Consider the following 16,183-nt stretch of genomic DNA (forward strand, 5'->3'; position numbering starts at 1 on the left):
AACCACCGAGCTGACGACACGGTTCGGGCCACCAGCAGTTCGGGAAGCATGAGCTCACATCATGAGCCCACGACAGGGCACGGTCGCGACACGAACAGGATCAAGAACCTCTGCATGGACTTAACTTCATTCGGTTATCAGCCTCTATAGAGGCAACGGGCTGTGAAGCAGGAGCCGCCGGCTCCCATGTGGTTACGAGATAGATCCTGCAGAAATTCGAGGCCAACGACCACTATAGTCGCCCTCAGCCGACGAGTTCGCGCAAGCTGCACCACGATTGTGCATCGATGCCTCACAATTGTCATAGCCATTCCATTGCACCGCAATATACTTCGTCTAACAATCAAGGATGTCAGGCGAACTTTCGATGATCAGACATGCGGCACGCATGCTGGCCATGATGTATTGCGTTTGCAGCCAGCCCGCCTATTCAAACTACGCATCCCAAGCGGTGACGCCACCGCTGTCATTCTCGCAATTCTGCATCCAATATCCCGAGGACTGCCGGCGCCACGACGATCGCAGGATCCGAGACTTCCGCTCCTCAATTCAACGCTGGCGAGAACTCGCTCAGATCAATTCAACGGTCAATTTCGGCATAGCGCCGAAAGATCCGCCCGCAAGCCGGCGTGACGCGGAGTGGCAGATATTCCCATACGAAGGCAATTGCGGCGACTATGCCGTCACCAAGCGCCATCTGCTGTTACGGTCCGGCTGGCCCAGTTCAGCACTCCTTCTCGCAGAGGTCGTCATCCGAGCAACCGGTGAGCATCACCTCGTGCTGCTCGTGCGGGAGGGAAGAGCGGTTCTCGTGCTCGACAATCTAAGTCCGGTCGTCACGCCGCTGGTCGACGCGTTGGACCGGTTCACTATCGTGCGGGCGGAGTCGGGTACGGAGCCACAGCGGTGGACGCGGGAAGTCAGCGCCTTTTAGCGCTGACGGCATGCTCATGTCAGTTGATTGGATTGAAGGTAGGCGCCGGTTGGCGCGGCGAGGGCGTCGAGGAAATCGGGGTGGATGCGAAGAGCGGCAAGACTGTGGTCAAGGTTGATCCCAGCTATTTTCGGCCGACAGAGGTCGACCTCCTCGTGGGGATGCCAGCAAAGCGCGTGAGAAGACTGGAGGCCAAAGCGGACATTTGCCCATCTTGTCGAAGAAATGGTAGCGGACGATTTGAACGAGGCGAAACGGGATGTAGCACATGGCACGCGTGCCGTTTGAGCTTAAGGGTAAGAGCGTTTACGTCGCAGGCCATCGCGGAATGGTCGGCAGCGCGATCGTGCGCCGCCTGTCCCGTGAGGACGTGACGATCGTCACGGTGGAGCGGAATGAGGTTGATCTCTGCAACCAAACTGCCGTATTCGACTGGTTCTCCAGAACGCGACCGCAGATCGTGTTTCTCGCCGCTGCAAAAGTCGGCGGTATCGTCGCGAACAACACGCTGCGCGCTGAGTTCATCTACGACAACATCGCGATAGCCACCAACGTGATCCATGCTGCGCACCTGAGCGCTGCCGAGAAACTGATGTTTCTAGGCTCCTCCTGCATCTATCCGAAGCTGGCGCCGCAGCCGCTGCGCGAGGATACAGTGTTAGCGGGTCCGCTGGAGCCCACCAGTGAGCCGTACGCGATCGCCAAGATCGCAGGCATCAAGATGGCCGATGCCTATCGCAGCCAGTACGGATCCGACTTTATCTGCGTGATGCCGACCAATCTCTACGGCCCCGGAGACAATTATCATCCCGAGCACAGTCATGTGGTTGCCGCCCTGATCCGCCGTTTCCACGAAGCGAAGATTACAGGCGCAACGAGCGTGGCGGTTTGGGGCACCGGCGCACCACGGCGCGAATTCCTTTATGTCGACGACATGGCGGATGCTTGCGTGCATCTGATGAGGACCTATTCAAGCCCGGAGCTAATCAACATCGGCACCGGTGAGGACATCACTATTGCCGAGTTTGCGCGCGTGGTGGCCAAGGTCGTTGGTTACACAGGTGAGATCAGTTTCGACCCTTCGCGTCCGGACGGAACGCCACGTAAGCTGCTCGACGTAAGCCGCCTTTCTCAGCTCGGGTGGCAGGCGACAATGCCGCTTGAGCATGGACTGAGCTTGGCCTATCGAAGCTATCTGGAATTGCTTGAAGACTGAGGAAACGCGCGCCTCAATCGATTAGGCCCGAAGATAGTCGTCTTCAATCCGGATGATGTCGTCTTCCCCCAGATAGCTTCCAGTCTGGACCTCGATCAGATCCAGCTGGATCTTGCCGGGGTTCTCCATCCGGTGGACGGCGCCCATGGGGATGTAGATCGACTCGTTCTCGTGCACCGTCTTCACGGTCTCGTTGACGGTCACCTGCGCCGTGCCGCGGACCACGATCCAGTGCTCGGCACGATGATGGTGCTTCTGCAGCGACAGCCGCCCGCCCGGCTTCACCACGATGCGCTTGACCTGGTGGCGCTCGCCATTGTCGACGGATTGATAGCTGCCCCAGGGCCGGTGCACCTTGAGATGCTCCTCGGTGACCTTCGGCGCGACCGATTTCAATTTCGTCACCAGGCGCTTCAACCCGTTGGCATCCTTCTGCCGCGAGACCAGCACCGCGTCCGCGGTCGCGACGACGACGAGATCGTCGACGCCTTCGAGCGCGACCAGCGCGGAATCCGTGGTGACGTTGCAATTGCGGGAATCCTCGAACACGGCGGTGCCGTGCGCGGCATTGCCCTGCGCGTCCTTCTCCGACAGCTCCCACACCGCTTGCCAGGAGCCGACGTCGGACCAGCCGCACGACACCGGCACGACGGCGGCGCGCGAGGTCTTCTCCATCACCGCATAGTCGATCGGGATCGCCTTGGCCGCGCCGAACGCCTCGGGCTCCAGCGCGACCAAGCCGAGATCGCGGCCGGCATTGTTGACCGCATTGGTGACGGCCTCGACACTTGCCGCATCGACCTTGCGGTATTCGTCGAGCAGCACGCTCGCCGGGAACATGAAGTTGCCGCTGTTCCAGAGATAGCCCGAATTGACGTAGTCGGAGGCCTTCACCGCATCCGGCTTCTCGACGAAGCGCGCAACCGCCTGCACCTCGCCCGGATTGATGTAGCCATACTCGGTCGCCGGCCGCTCCGGCTTGACGCCGAAGGTGACGATGCGCCCGGCATTCGCAGCCGTGAGGCCCTCGCGACAGGCGGCGACGAAGGCGGCATTATTCTGCACGACGTGATCGGCGGCGAGCGCGAGCACAATGGCCTCGCTGGCGCGGTTCTGCGCGAACACCGCGCCGGCCGCGATCGCAGGGCCGGAATCGCGCCGCATCGGCTCGAGGATGACGTCGGCCTCGATACCAATTTCGGCGAGCTGCTCCAGCACCATGAAGCGATAGGAGGCGTTGGTGATGACGATCGGCCGGTCGAACAAAGAGGGATCGGACACGCGCAGCAGCGTGTCCTGGAACGTCGAGCGGGCGCCGAACAGCGGCAGGAACTGCTTGGGCCGAACCTCGCGCGAAGCGGGCCACAGTCGCGTGCCGGCACCGCCGCACATGATCAGGGGACTGACTCTACTCGGACTTTGCATCACTGAACCAAAAGCGTCAGGCCGTAGCACGTTTATTGCTTCGCACCTGCCGCTCGATCCACTCGTACGTCTTCTCAAGCCCAGATCGCAGCGACGCGGACGGCTTCCAGCCGAGCTTCTGCCCAATCAGACGATTGTCAGAATTTCGGCCGCGAACCCCAAGTGGGCCAGAAATGTGATTCTTGTGAAGCTTCTTACCAGCGATGTCGGAAACGATGTCGACAAGCTGATTGATCGTAACCATTTCTTCTGAGCCAACGTTAACCGGGCCTTCGAAGTCCGAACGAGTCAGGCGAACAGTACCTTCCAGACATTCTTCAATATAGAGAAAGGATCGCGTCTGCGTACCATCGCCCCAGATCTCGATCTCACCGCCATTGCTTGCCTGTGCAACTTTACGACAGACTGCCGCCGGGGCCTTCTCCTTGCCGCCCTGCCACGTACCTTCAGGGCCGAAAATGTTATGGTAGCGAGCCACCCGGTTTCGCATTCCGTAGTTTCGGTTGTATGCGAGATACAAGCGCTCAGAAAACAACTTCTCCCAACCATATTCGCTATCTGGATTAGCGGGATAGGCAGAGTCCTCTGCGCAGTTTGGATTGTCAGCATCCATTTGGTTGTGCTCTGGATACATGCACGCGGATGAGGAGTAGAACATTGTCCGCACGTTACGCTTTTGACACACATCCAACATGTTCAAATTAATGGTTGCCGAATTGTGCATCACATCGGCGTCGTGCTCGCCGGTGAAGATATACCCTGCTCCTCCCATATCCGCAGCCAGCTGGTACACTTCATCAAACTTTCGATCGACGATTTGGCGACAGAAATTTTGATCTCGGAGATCACCAACCACGAAGTCGTCGGCCTCCGTCTCAGCAAAGGGCGGAAACTTCAAATCCACGCCACGCACCCAAAACCCTTCGCGCTTTAGACGCTTGACCAAATGGCCGCCGATAAAACCACCAGCGCCGCACACCAACGCAATTCGAGAACTAACCATCGCTTGCTTCCTTCGGTTTCAACTCGACTCGGTTTCTGCGATCCTTTGAGCGAAGCGCTAACTACGCTGCTCTGAGAGGGCGTCGGATACGTCGTTCGCGCGAACATTTAGCTGAGAGATACCTTTGTGCTGCGCCATGTTAAATATTGCCTCGAAGCGTGTCGCGATGGTAACGATATCAAAAGCACCTTCTGCGAAGCGACGCGCATTCCTCGACATTTGAACGCGCATTTCAATAGAGGACAGAAGTCGCTTCCCGGCGTCGACGAATGACCGGTCATCGCCAGGCTCCACGACAATGCCTGCCCTCTCTCGGACGATCAGCCTCGCAGCGAGGTTCTGAGATGGAATCGCAGCCAATATCGGTTTGCCGGCAGCGAAATAAGAAAGAACTTTCGACGGAACGGAGAACACTCCCGCGTCTGGCTCCATAAGTGCACAAACAAGGTCCGCGGCACCGAGCATCTTTGGCAGGTCCGAGAAAGGCACCCAGGGCTTGACCACCAGATTGGAGATCCCTGCCCTCTGAGCGGATGCCCTTAGGGCATCAACAACCGAACCTTCGGAGAACACAGTGATGGTCGCATCCACTTGCCGAGCAAGATCTAGGAGTACGCTAGGATTGTGCTTGAACCCGAGTGTGCCAGCGTAGACGACGTTCATTCGACCGGCGAAATCGTTTGCTGCAGCCCAATCATTCTCCTTCGGAAAGATCGGCATTTCTTCTAGGGGCGCCCAGTTCTCGATGACCGAAACTCGATCACTAGGCACACCGAGCTTCTCAAGAAAGGGTAGGAAGTCGGCCGTGATCGAAACTATTGCGTCGCTCCGCCGAAGGATTTGGGCCTCCATGCGTCGGTAGTACAAACCTACGACCCATCCGAAGATGGGCATCCTTTTCGAGAGAATTCGTGTTATTGCTTCTCCAATCAAATCCTGAACCCAAAAAACGAAAGTCGCTCCAATTTCCTTTGAGGTGGCAATAATCTGCTTTTGCGCATCAAGAGGCGTATTGGCAGACACCACAATATGGGGACCGAATTTCCGGACCTCGTCGCGCAGCGCCTTCCCGTAAGCAATCTCCTGCGAGCGTCTCTTCAAGAATGAATCTTTCAAGAAGGGCTCGTCGATGCTGACTCCGCGAATTTCAAACCCCGCAGGGTCATCGTTTGACCTAACTAGATTCCCACGTGGAGTCTGAAATCCAGCAAAATACAAATGCAGAACTTCATGCCCTCGGGCAGCTAGAGACCGGCTGAGTTGAGCTTGAAAGGGATGACCGGAATAATCGTGTATCAGAATTCTCATGCTTGATCTGCAATATGAATCGGTGCGTCGTAAGCGACGCCCAGTAAACTGAACAACCTAAACAAGTGCTTCTAAGCGCCCAACTAAGCCCACAAGCTTAACGTGTCGCCTTCCGCCTTTAGCTCCAAGTAACACAGTCTTCCGTTTTCGCTAAATGCGTTTCCGTTCAGATCATATTAATGGTGAACGCAATGCGCGAGCACAAAGCAGCAGCGCGCGTGCACAAAGCAGCAGCAACAAATGAAGTGAAATAGAGCACCTCCCTTGATGCTTCGTCGAAATCATCAAGAGGCGGCGCTCAGCTAGAATCTAGCTGCGACTTTATCAGTACGCCCGGCGCATGACGGGGCCGACTGGCGCGCAAACCCGGTCCATGTACCAACCATAGGGCGTCTCAACCCGTACCAAAGGGCAGCGGCGCGCCGGCACATAGCGATATGGATACGGCTGCGCCCAGAACGTAATAGGCGTCACTGAGCTCTCGCCCGTGAGCAGGGCTCCCGGTGCGGGCATCTGCATCGCAGCGCTCGTTCCGCTCGACGCGCATAAGGTAACAGATGCGGCCAAAAGACCTGCTCGGGTCAACATCTTAAACATCTCGAAGAGCTCCTTGCCCCTGCGGAAATGATCCCGGACCGCGCTCGTCAGAGCCCAGCCACGACGTCGCCGGTCCGTCAAGACACTCCGCGACTAGCCCAAATAGTGCAGTGAACTTTACCAAGGCCACCGGCCGGAAGGCAACTGATGCGGGGGCAACGGAGGTCCTTTGGGGCGATATGGCGCGCAAGTGTGGCTTCTTGGTCCTATTTTTCTCGCTGCGGGCGCTCGGGGCGACATCGGACGATCTGCGCTAGACCTCCCCAACGCACCGGTAGTTGCGCTCCGGGCCCGAGGCCATCTTCTTCGCCCAGCTTAGTGAGCAGAAGGATATCCCGGAGCGTCCGGCAGCGGCGTTCGTCGCAATCGCATCGGCAGCGGGCGCTGCTGCAACTCATATTCCAGCCCTTCAGAGCGCCTGGGGCCGGCTGGTGGCGTCGCGGGTCACCTTTCGCGAAATGCTCGAACGATCTGGTCCCGAAATGGCTTCGTTAAATACGAAATAACTGTCCGCTCAGACGTCCGCACGAAGACATCTAAAGGCATGCCAGGGACGAGCTTGAGCGCTCCTAAACGTTGGAGTTGCTGCTCTGATATGCTCACGCGTGCGAGATAATACGGCGTCCCAGTCTTGGGATCCTGGATCGTGTCCGCTGAAACTCGACTTAATACGCCGTCCAGCTCAGGTGTGGTCCTTTGATCGAATGCAGGGAAGCGGACGGACGCTGGTTGCCCGATCGCAAGCTGATCGATGTGCTGGGGAGGCACTTTCACTTCGGCTCGAAGCTCATCGGCTTGCGGCACGATCAGCATGATCGGTTCGCCTGCACTTATCACTTCGCCAGCAGTATGGACTGCGAGCTGCTGGACGATGCCAGCTTGCGGTGCGCGAATTTCAGTCCTGTTGAGCTGATCCTTAGCCGCAATCTCTTTTTCGGTCAGCTGTTCAATTTGAGCTTGAACGTCGCGCAGCTCTTTTGCAACTTCGGTGCGAAGATCCTCATCGATCTGAATAATCTGCAGTTCCGTCTCATTGATCTTGCCGTACGTCTGCGCAGCGCTCGTAAGCAACTGATTCCGCTCACCATCAAGGCTTACGGCCTGCCTCTCCAGGGACGTAACGCGAGAAATCGGCACCAAATGCTGCTGCCAAAGCTCGCGGACACCAGCAAGCTCTTTGGCAATCAGCTCGATCTCTCGCGCCTTAGATGCGGACTGACCAGTAAATCCCTGCGCCTGCTGCCGAAGCTGGCCGATTTGTTCGCGAAACTGAGCTTTCTTCCCGAGGCGTGCAGTAAGCCGAACTTCGAAAAGCTTGCGCTCGCTCGACATGATACGCTCGACGTCATCATTCGTAGATTTGACGAGCGCAGCAGGGAATTCCAGCGTAGCGTCGCCACGCCGCTCTGCGTCAAGTCGGGCCTGCCGAACCCTAAGCTCGTTCAGACTCTTAGTGACGGCCGCCAAATTTGCGCGCGTCAACGTTTCGTCCAAGCGTAACAGAATTTGGCCGGCGGCGACATGATCTCCATCGCGCACCTTCAACTCGCTTACGGTGCCGCCGACCGGATTCTGGACTTTCTTTACGCTACTTTCGACGACGAGTGAGCCTGAGGCGACAACTGCTCCTGAAATTTCGGTGGTCGCAGCCCACCCCCCAGCTCCACAAATCAGCAGAAGCAACAGCACGCAACCGAAGACGATATGCTGACGGAGACTTGCTTCAGCCTCGTTTTCACTGCGTTTCACGATGCAGCACCTGCGTCAACGACTTTGAGTCCAGAGGGAGCCACCGATGCGGGTTGTCGAGTGATCCTCTTGAGTACAGTCTCTTTGGGACCGAACGCCTGCACAATCCCTTCGGACAAAGCCAGAATATGATCAACGGCGACCAGAGCGGATGGCCGGTGAGCAATGACGATTACAATGCCTTCTCGCTGGCGCACCTGCAGAATGGCTTGTGTAAGAGCCTGCTCACCTTCAGCGTCCAGATTCGAATTTGGTTCATCCAGAACCACAAGCCAAGGACTTCCGAACAGCGCTCGTGCCAGTCCGATGCGCTGTCGCTGCCCGGCGGATAGACCGACACCGCCCTCTCCAATGACTGTGTTATACCCACTTGGCAGCCGGACAATCATTTCGTGCACGCCCGCGGCCTTCGCGGCATCGATCACCATCTTGTCATCGACGCCATCCCGGAATCTTGCAATGTTCTCCGCGATCGTGCCCGCAAGAAGATCGACCGCCTGTGGCACATAGCCGATGTGCCTTCCGAGTTCCTCATTACTCCATTGATCAATCGACGCCTCGTCCAGCCGAACAGAGCCGCGAAAGGCGGGCCATACGCCGACAATCGCTCGAGCAAGCGACGATTTTCCAGATCCGCTGGGCCCGATGATACCCAGCCCTTGACCCGCCCGCAGGGTAAAACTGACGCCCGCGACGACTGCTTTAGGGTCTCCCGGCGGGCGAACTGTTACCCCTTCAAGAGACAGAGTCGCCTTCGGTGGGGGCAGCAGAATCGGGGTCCTGGTGAGAGCTTCATGATGGGCCAGCATGGCTTGCAAGCTTAGCCACCCCTGCCTAGCAGCCAGCAAACCCTTCCAGTGAGCTATCGTCAGCTCGACGGGCGCCAGCGCTCTCGCGGTCAGGATCGAACTCGCAATAATCACACCGGCAGTTGCTTCCTGATGAATCACCAGAAAGGCGCCGAGCCCCAGAATCGCAGACTGCAGCAGCATACGGAATGCGCGGCCAGTAGCGCCAAACCCGGCCAAAATGTCGGCGGCATCCTGATGAGCATTCAGATACGCCAGATTTCGTTCTTGCCACCTTGCGATGACGCGATTGGTCATTCCTAATGCGTGCAGCGTTTCCGCATGGCGTACTCCCATCCCGGCAAAGCCGAAGCGCGCGGTACCAGCGATCACAGTAGCTTTTGTTGGCCGGCTGGTGAGAGCGCCGCTAGCTGCCGTCAGCAGCATCAAAACTATCGCGCCGATCAGCGCGGCAACTCCAATCCAAACGTGAAACGCAAAGCAAAGCCCAAGGTATAGGGGCATCCAAGGCAGATCAAAGAGCGCTGCTGGCCCGGCGCTGGAAAGAAAACTTCTGACCTGGTCCAAATCCCTGAGAGACTGCAATCCGTCGCCATTGATCCGGCTCGCACGAGAAGTTTCGAACAGAGCTCCAACGACCGTCCGGCTGACGTCCAAATCGAATGAGCGGGCAAGCCTCACAAAGATGCGACTGCGAGTCGCCTCTAGAAGCCCCTGGAAAACATAGAGGCCGGTCACAAGTGCACCGAGAGCGATGAGCGTCGACGCACTCCGGCTTGGCAAAACGCGATCGTAGACCTGCAGCATGAAGAACGATCCCGTCAACATGAGCAGGTTAATGAAGCAGCTAAATAGCCCAATCGCGAAAAGCGCGCTTCGACTCCGCCGCAGAAAGAGCTTGGCTGGAGACGCCCTTTTCAACTGCGTAACGCGGGACATCAATATTTCACCGGTGAAAAAAACCGCTCTACAACAAATTGCCCCTGGAAGTCCGGCCTTCTTCAGGGGTGCGTTAATGACGTAAAATGAGCCGTGAACCCACTCTCGACGCTATTACAAACCTCACGTGCCAGTACAACAGTACTGGCACGTGAACTTCTCAATACAGCTGCCGACGCCGCGCCTCAGGTCACGCCATTCAACCAGTCTGCATGACCGATGAGCAGGATAGAACTCTTGCCATCAAGATTAATGGCGAGATCATTTCCGACAGCACGCGCCAGAGTAACGCTGCTGGAATCGTTTAGAAGATCGTGAATGAAGTTCTGGAAGTCGGCCACGGAATGAAGGGTAATATCTTGGCCATTGTAGTCGTTAAGGACGATCTTGTCCTCATCGGCCACAAAGTCTACCAGCTTGTCACCCCCCGTGTGCTTGCCACTAGAGAAATCGTAGTAGAACAAGTCAGCGCCAGCGCCACCGCCGAGGTTGTCGTTGCCATCGCCGCCGGCAATGAAATCATTTCCGGCTCCAGCTCGCACGGTATCATTGCCTGCGCCCAACGAGATGTTGTCGTTTCCCGCGCCGCCGATTGCGGTATTGTTGCCTAGGTTATCGTGGATAATGGCGCCGTCGGCGCCTGCAATAATCGTGTCGTTGCCTGCACCGCCGGTCAAGACAATATTGTGGCCCGATCCTCCAATGATAGTATCGTTACCGTCGCCGCCAGACACATTCTGACCTGCGCCGCCAACAAGCTTGTCATCGCCGCTCGTGCCAACCAATGGGGTCGTCGTCATAGATAGCTCCTCACACAATGTGAACTTGAAGTAACAGTAATACTCTGTTAATGCTTGGAACCTATTGTCAATCGTTTGCAGATTCAATCAAAAAAGAGCATTTTCGAGTTTTTTCTCTAGTTAGATCGTTTACCATGAGATATTGGCCGACGATTGGTCGGCCTCTAGGGAATAGATTTGGAGGGCTGCCATTTCGGGCTTGCGAAGCCCCGCTGGCGCCGCCCCCTTTATTTTCCAGCACCAGTTTGGCGCCAGCCAAATTGGCTTCGCCGCCACTCCCACCTCAGGACGGGCAATATTTTGCTACACATTGCCTGATGGATCGGGAATACGAGCACTTTGCGATAGAGTCTCTGCGACGATGTTGGGCCACCAACCCTGCGAGTTCAGTTCATTTCCACATACCGCATCTTAGCCTCCCAGCCAGGCAGGAGATTGAGCGTACCCGCAACAAACTCGACCCGATCCCAGCGTACGCCACGACCCATTTCGTGCGCGGACTCTCCGATCAACCTTAATCTCGAGAGTCCAATCGACAATACTGAGGGATCGAGCCAAATCCGCTAGCGTGTATTCTTTGATTGGAGTGATCACCTATGGATTGTCCCATATGCACGTCTAGCTCCACCCAAAAAAGAATGCACGTCTCCGCGTCGAGAGCAGCCCAGCATTTCGTCCCAAGAGAAGGAAATCCACAGGTGAACGTCGAATTAACGTCTCACATATCCGATCTGTGGTCTGGCAAGGACTGTGAGATCCGCATCTGTCGGGAATGCGGCTTCGGTTTCGCGTGGCCGTTCGTCTCGGGCGACGCGCGGTTCTATAACTTGGCCTATCCGAGCGTCAGCTACCCTCGCATGAAGTGGGAATTCGCGCGGACGATCGATGCCGTACGCTCACCTGACCTGTCGTCGAAAACGGCGCTCGAGGTAGGGGCAGGCTACGGGTTCTTCCTTGATCAACTTTGTCGGGCCGGTTTTTCGCCTGCGAATATCGTTGCCATTGAGTACAACGACGGCGCAATTGCCGAGCTTCGCAGCAGGGGCTACGCGGCGATCGCGAGCGATCTGAGATCGGAAGATTTCGCGAACAAGAGAGCGGAGTTCGATTTCATCTTCATGTTTCAGGTAGTGGAGCACATGGCTGACCTAGAGGCCCTATTCGAGCGCCTCAGCGTTCTCCTGCGACCAGGCGGACAAGTCTTTATCGCCGTGCCCAACATCAACAGGACTAACTATCAGGAAGCCCACGGATCGCTGCTAGATATGCCACCAAACCACGTTTCGCGGTGGACCGGCGAGGCGTTCGCTAAGATCAGCTCGCGGCATGGGCTACGTCTTGTGGAAATTGAAATCGAACCCTTCAGCTTTTCCGTGTTTCTCCCGATGGACATTCGCTACAGCCATCTCAGGAGGGCTCAGGAACTTCCAGCCAGCTCTTCTGGGCTAGTTAGACGCATGCGACGCGGCAATGCACGAAAACTCCTCGAGATTGCCGTGATGCTTTCGAGCATTCCTGCGCGGCTGCCCCATTGGCTCGCAGCCTATCGTCAGCGCGAAAAAATGGGAGCCTCGCTTTGGGTAAAATTGCAGAAGATCTAGCGCACATCAGCGATGAACTTGCAGAGGTGCAAATCAGCCGGGCAACGCGTCTGCGCGCCAAATGGCCAACACTCTGCCTTGAGCGACCCTGTCGTCGGTCAATTCCTGGAAGGGGCTCGGAAAATTGAAAGGAGCCCGCTCAAGGTTTATTCTCCTGAAATCGCCATTGCGAATATCGGAGTTGAACCAGATCGATTTGTCGGAAGTGAGAATGATGTACTTGAAGCCGGCAGCTTTGATATTGGCAATCAAGCCCTGAGCATCCACAAACGAGAGATGAAACAACACTTCTCGGCAGATGGCAACATCGCCTCGTTCAATTGAGTTTCGCGTTGCATCCATACACACGAAGCGTCGGCGTTCGTCTCCGAACTTCGCTATGTTCGCCTGAATCACGTCAGGCACGATATCAATACCGAGATAGTTGAAATCTCCCTTCACCGTCTGCATCCAATTGAAATCGCCACACCCGATGTCGACGAGCTGACGGCACTCGATTTGTCGCAAGAAGGCTGACAAGCTCTGAACTACCTTCTCGGCTGCGTGCGCAGTAGACCCAACCCCCGACAGGCTGTCCTGGCCATTCGCTTCCACCCAGACATTCTTGGTGTAGATCTGAGAAAAGACCTCCCCCATATCCTTCGACTGCATATAGGCAGTGAACCGGCCGCGACGGTTTCTGACCTTGTCCCAAGCTTCGATCAGACCGCATCGAAACAAGGCATGTCTGACGACTTCCTTCAATGATTGTCTGTGATCGTACATTAACTGTCCCCCTCAACCCGCCTGGAATCTCTAAAGCGATGTCGCACCCTCAATGGCCGGGCAGGATTTCCTGCATAGATTGTCCATGGCCGCAAACTTTTGAGTGTTACAGCCCGCGCTCCCAGGATAGCCCCCTCGCCAACAACGACTCCCGGCCCGACAAATGCTTCGGCCGCTATCCAGGCATTTCGCCCCACACGGATCGCTGCGGCGAACAGCTGGAAGTTTGGATCATCGACATCGTGCGAACCGCAACACAGATGAGCCCCCTGCGACACCAGGGCATAGGGCTCAAGCACGATTCGATCCATAGAATAGCAGTTCACGCCGCGTCCGAGGCAGGAGAATGGTTGAAGTTCGAGATTGCGCGGATGCCAGACTCTCACTCCCGGGTAGATCTTCGCGGTAGGGGCGATTTTGCCGCCAAATGCTCGCACTAAAGCCCTGCGCCACGCGTGAAAGGGAACCGGAGTCCACATTCCGACTCCATTCCAAACGACACTCCAAACTAGTCGCTCAAGTCGGTTCCTCAGCGTGAAAGTCGCGCCACCCTCGCGAGGATTTGTTTCGACTGCTTTCAGGATTTCCGACATGTCGCCACCGCTTCCGAAACAATATCAACCAGCGTTCGACTTACCGAAACGGCATCGAAGTGAGTATCGAAACATCGCCGCGCCGAGCTACGCATGGCATGGACCTCTTGAGACGGCAGATTCAGATACCTCACAAGCAGCCGGGTTATTCCTGCTTCGTTGTCATCGTCGACCAGCCCGGCAGCGCTATCTTGTACCTCACGCCAGATGTTGACCTTGTTTGTTATCAAAACCGGCGTGTCGCACGCTAACGCCTCCGCGACCACGATTCCAAAGTTCTCCTGATGCGACGGCAGGATGAACGCGTCGGCGGCGCGGTACGCTTCCCATTTGGCATCGCCTAGAAGAACTCCCGGCCAATGAATGCGATCGGCTATTCCACGGGCTTCGGCCATCTGCATCAATTCGCGTTGAAGCCCGACTTGATCGGGGCCCGCAATGACCAAATCGACTTCGCGATATTCATCCGATATTGACGCAAAGGCGGACAGCAAGAGATCACAACCTTTCTTCGGATGGATACGACCCAAGAACAAAAGAAAGCGCCGACTGCCGAGTGCAGGGAGTCGTTTGCGAAAGTTGTTTCCGTCCAAACTTTCAATATGGGAAGGACGGGTAGTTCCGTAGCCTACAACGAGCTCACGATATTTCTGGCACAAGAACTCGCCTCGAGCCAGTCGCCGCTCCTCATCGGTCGTGAACAACACCGCGTTTGCATTGGCGAGAAGCGGCCCCTCGCTAAAGAACCATGACAGTTGCTTCACGCGATGTTTCAGGGGATACCGTTTCCGAAACCACGGGTCCATCATTCCATGCGGAAACACAAAGTATGGAACGTGGCGGGCCCTCAAGGCCACGGATGCGGCGAGAGCCGAGTAGTTCCACAGGCCGTTTACGATGACGACATCATAGCTGCTGAGATGCTTTCGAAACCACGGTATGGCCGCCGGCGCGTACTCGTAGAAGGATGTCAAGCGCCCAAGTGCATGAATGGTGACGTCGGCATTGTTCAGCCAGTCGGAGCCCGGGGTATCGAAGCACACTATTTCGGACTCGGCACCAAAACGACTCATGATCCGCGAGGTCTGCAGAACCCCTTCGATGACACCTCCGGTCTTCGGATCTGCGGATGCGATGATATGCAGAATACGCATTCGAGCTCTTTTCAATGTGGCCGCGCTGCCCAAGCGGCTTCAACGACACTACTGCTTACGCCTATAATGACTTTAATGGGCAACCGATCTATCAGAACGCACTAAGAGTTCACGGTCTGGGGCGTGGTCACGTTAAGAACGTTGTCCAACGCGTTCTCAATCAATTGCCGTTGAGTTTCGGGATTATACTTCGTTTCAATCATCATTCGGCATCTGGCCCGCACGTCATCTCGATCGCGCTCGGCGCTCAACCAGGTCTCGATCTTGGCGGCCAGATCTTCCGCGCTTCCCTCCTGAAAAAACAGACCGGTTGAACCCGGCACAACTGCCTCCACTTCAGGCATCTGTGCATCGGCATTACCATGGGTAATGACTGGCGTCCCATACATGAGACTATGAACCGCGGTGAGACCAACCTTTCCAGGTGAGACAGTTATGTCCGCAGCATACAGAAGCTCTCCAAGCCTTTGCTCGTCGTAAAGTGCGCCGACAAATGTCACGTCGAGTTGCAGACGTTCCGCCTGCTCCTGCAGAGCATTGCGTTCAGGACCGTCCCCCACCAGCACAAGGCGCGTCGGTACGCAACGAGTTTTCAGCATCTCCATAGCCTGCAACAGCAAGTCAAAGCGGCAAAGCTTGGTCAGGCGAGCAGTACAGATCAGAACGGAAGGTTCTGTCTCAGCGCGCGTTAGCCGACTAGCAGAGGAAGAATCCCTATGCTTGAGCTCGCTCACCACAGCGCGAGCCTTGGCCCAATCAAGCGAATTATAGATAGGGGCAATCCTCTCAGCCGGGAATCCCGATCGAGAAGCGATCATTCGAGCACGCTCCCCATAAGTGAGCACTCGATGAGCCAAAGCGAAGTAAACGTTTCTCACGAAAGCCTTGAACCGCGGCTCCTTGCGAAGCCATCCGTGCGTCCAGAATAGAACCTTCTTGCCGAGCGCTCGACCGACCAAAGCGATAAGCCAGGTATCCAGCAGGTTCGGATTTCCGAGCACAATCAACGCCTTAGTGTCGCGGCTCAGTACCGGCTTCCAGTACCCGTGGATCCGCCATCCGAAGCGCGTGTTTCGATATATCAGCGGGTTTATCCGAACCAACTCGTCCTGAGGACATGGCTCGATGCCTTCTACCTTCTCGACCGATCCCCAGAATTGAAACTGATATCGAGAGCTCCGCGCCAGAGCGCGCATAACAGGGGCGCGATAGTGAGGAAAAAATGCGTAAATTAGCGCGACACGTCTCGACAATCCGTCTGCATTGATGGTGCTCATTTCAACAATCCAT

13 protein-coding genes and 1 pseudogene are annotated in these 16,183 nt (G+C 56.4%); 4 read left to right on the top strand and 10 right to left on the bottom strand.

The window, feature by feature from the left end:
- The first annotated feature begins 367 nt into the window (after window positions 1–367).
- The 3 genes and pseudogenes from I6F24_RS17845 (at window position 368) to I6F24_RS17855 (ending at window position 2,150) form a co-directional block, all read left to right on the top strand.
- Window positions 368–934 (top strand): transglutaminase-like cysteine peptidase, encoded by a 567-nt coding sequence (locus I6F24_RS17845; protein WP_225148853.1) that lies wholly within the window; start codon window positions 368–370, stop codon window positions 932–934.
- Window positions 935–960: 26 nt separating this feature from the next.
- Window positions 961–1,222 (top strand): annotated as a pseudogene (locus I6F24_RS17850) (GDP-mannose 4,6-dehydratase); the annotation flags it as partial.
- Complete coding sequence (locus I6F24_RS17855; protein ID WP_225148854.1) at window positions 1,203–2,150, top strand: GDP-L-fucose synthase; 948 nt, start codon at window positions 1,203–1,205, stop codon at window positions 2,148–2,150. The pseudogene I6F24_RS17850 and the gene I6F24_RS17855, both read left to right, overlap by 20 nt.
- A gap of 21 nt (window positions 2,151–2,171) precedes the next feature.
- On the opposite strand, the gene I6F24_RS17860 is transcribed toward I6F24_RS17855, so the two are convergent.
- From I6F24_RS17860 to I6F24_RS17885, 6 genes are all read right to left on the bottom strand, one after another.
- Window positions 2,172–3,575, bottom strand: a complete 1,404-nt coding sequence (locus tag I6F24_RS17860; protein WP_225148855.1) for a mannose-1-phosphate guanylyltransferase/mannose-6-phosphate isomerase — start codon at window positions 3,573–3,575, stop codon at window positions 2,172–2,174.
- A 16-nt stretch (window positions 3,576–3,591) separates the two neighbouring features.
- Entirely contained in the window at window positions 3,592–4,578 is a 987-nt protein-coding gene (locus I6F24_RS17865; RefSeq protein ID WP_225148856.1) for an NAD-dependent epimerase/dehydratase family protein, read from the bottom strand.
- 57 nt (window positions 4,579–4,635) lie between these two features.
- Window positions 4,636–5,886 carry a glycosyltransferase family 4 protein gene (locus I6F24_RS17870; RefSeq protein WP_225148857.1) on the bottom strand — a complete coding sequence of 417 codons (1,251 nt, stop codon included), beginning with the start codon at window positions 5,884–5,886 and terminating at the stop codon, window positions 4,636–4,638.
- A 1,041-nt stretch (window positions 5,887–6,927) separates the two neighbouring features.
- Entirely contained in the window at window positions 6,928–8,232 is a 1,305-nt protein-coding gene (locus I6F24_RS17875) for an HlyD family type I secretion periplasmic adaptor subunit (RefSeq protein ID WP_225148858.1), read from the bottom strand.
- Window positions 8,229–9,980 carry a type I secretion system permease/ATPase gene (locus tag I6F24_RS17880; RefSeq protein WP_225148859.1) on the bottom strand — a complete coding sequence of 584 codons (1,752 nt, stop codon included), beginning with the start codon at window positions 9,978–9,980 and terminating at the stop codon, window positions 8,229–8,231. Before I6F24_RS17880 ends, I6F24_RS17875 begins: the two co-directional genes overlap by 4 nt.
- A 185-nt stretch (window positions 9,981–10,165) precedes the next feature.
- Window positions 10,166–10,780: a hypothetical protein gene (locus I6F24_RS17885; RefSeq protein ID WP_225148860.1), complete on the bottom strand. Its 615-nt coding sequence runs from the start codon at window positions 10,778–10,780 to the stop codon at window positions 10,166–10,168.
- A 698-nt stretch (window positions 10,781–11,478) separates the two neighbouring features.
- On the opposite strand from I6F24_RS17885, the gene I6F24_RS17890 reads away from it, so the two are divergent.
- On the top strand, window positions 11,479–12,381 hold the full coding sequence (locus tag I6F24_RS17890) for a class I SAM-dependent methyltransferase (protein WP_225148861.1): 903 nt from the start codon (window positions 11,479–11,481) through the stop codon (window positions 12,379–12,381).
- Window positions 12,382–12,414: 33 nt separating this feature from the next.
- On the opposite strand, the gene I6F24_RS17895 is transcribed toward I6F24_RS17890, so the two are convergent.
- From I6F24_RS17895 to I6F24_RS17910, 4 genes are all read right to left on the bottom strand, one after another.
- Window positions 12,415–13,125: a class I SAM-dependent methyltransferase gene (locus I6F24_RS17895; protein WP_225148862.1), complete on the bottom strand. Its 711-nt coding sequence runs from the start codon at window positions 13,123–13,125 to the stop codon at window positions 12,415–12,417.
- Window positions 13,126–13,145: 20 nt separating this feature from the next.
- Window positions 13,146–13,739, bottom strand: a complete 594-nt coding sequence (locus I6F24_RS37775) for a putative colanic acid biosynthesis acetyltransferase (protein WP_346656911.1) — start codon at window positions 13,737–13,739, stop codon at window positions 13,146–13,148.
- Window positions 13,724–14,893, bottom strand: a complete 1,170-nt coding sequence (locus I6F24_RS17905; protein ID WP_225148863.1) for a glycosyltransferase — start codon at window positions 14,891–14,893, stop codon at window positions 13,724–13,726. The genes I6F24_RS37775 and I6F24_RS17905 overlap by 16 nt, the downstream gene beginning before the upstream one ends.
- A 101-nt stretch (window positions 14,894–14,994) precedes the next feature.
- Window positions 14,995–16,170, bottom strand: coding sequence for a glycosyltransferase family 4 protein (locus I6F24_RS17910; RefSeq protein ID WP_225148864.1), 1,176 nt, complete (start codon window positions 16,168–16,170; stop codon window positions 14,995–14,997).
- Between the last annotated feature and the right edge of the window lie 13 nt (window positions 16,171–16,183).

Origin of the sequence: Bradyrhizobium sp. BRP23 (assembly GCF_020194135.1) — a bacterium.
Taxonomy (GTDB): domain Bacteria; phylum Pseudomonadota; class Alphaproteobacteria; order Rhizobiales; family Xanthobacteraceae; genus Bradyrhizobium; species Bradyrhizobium yuanmingense.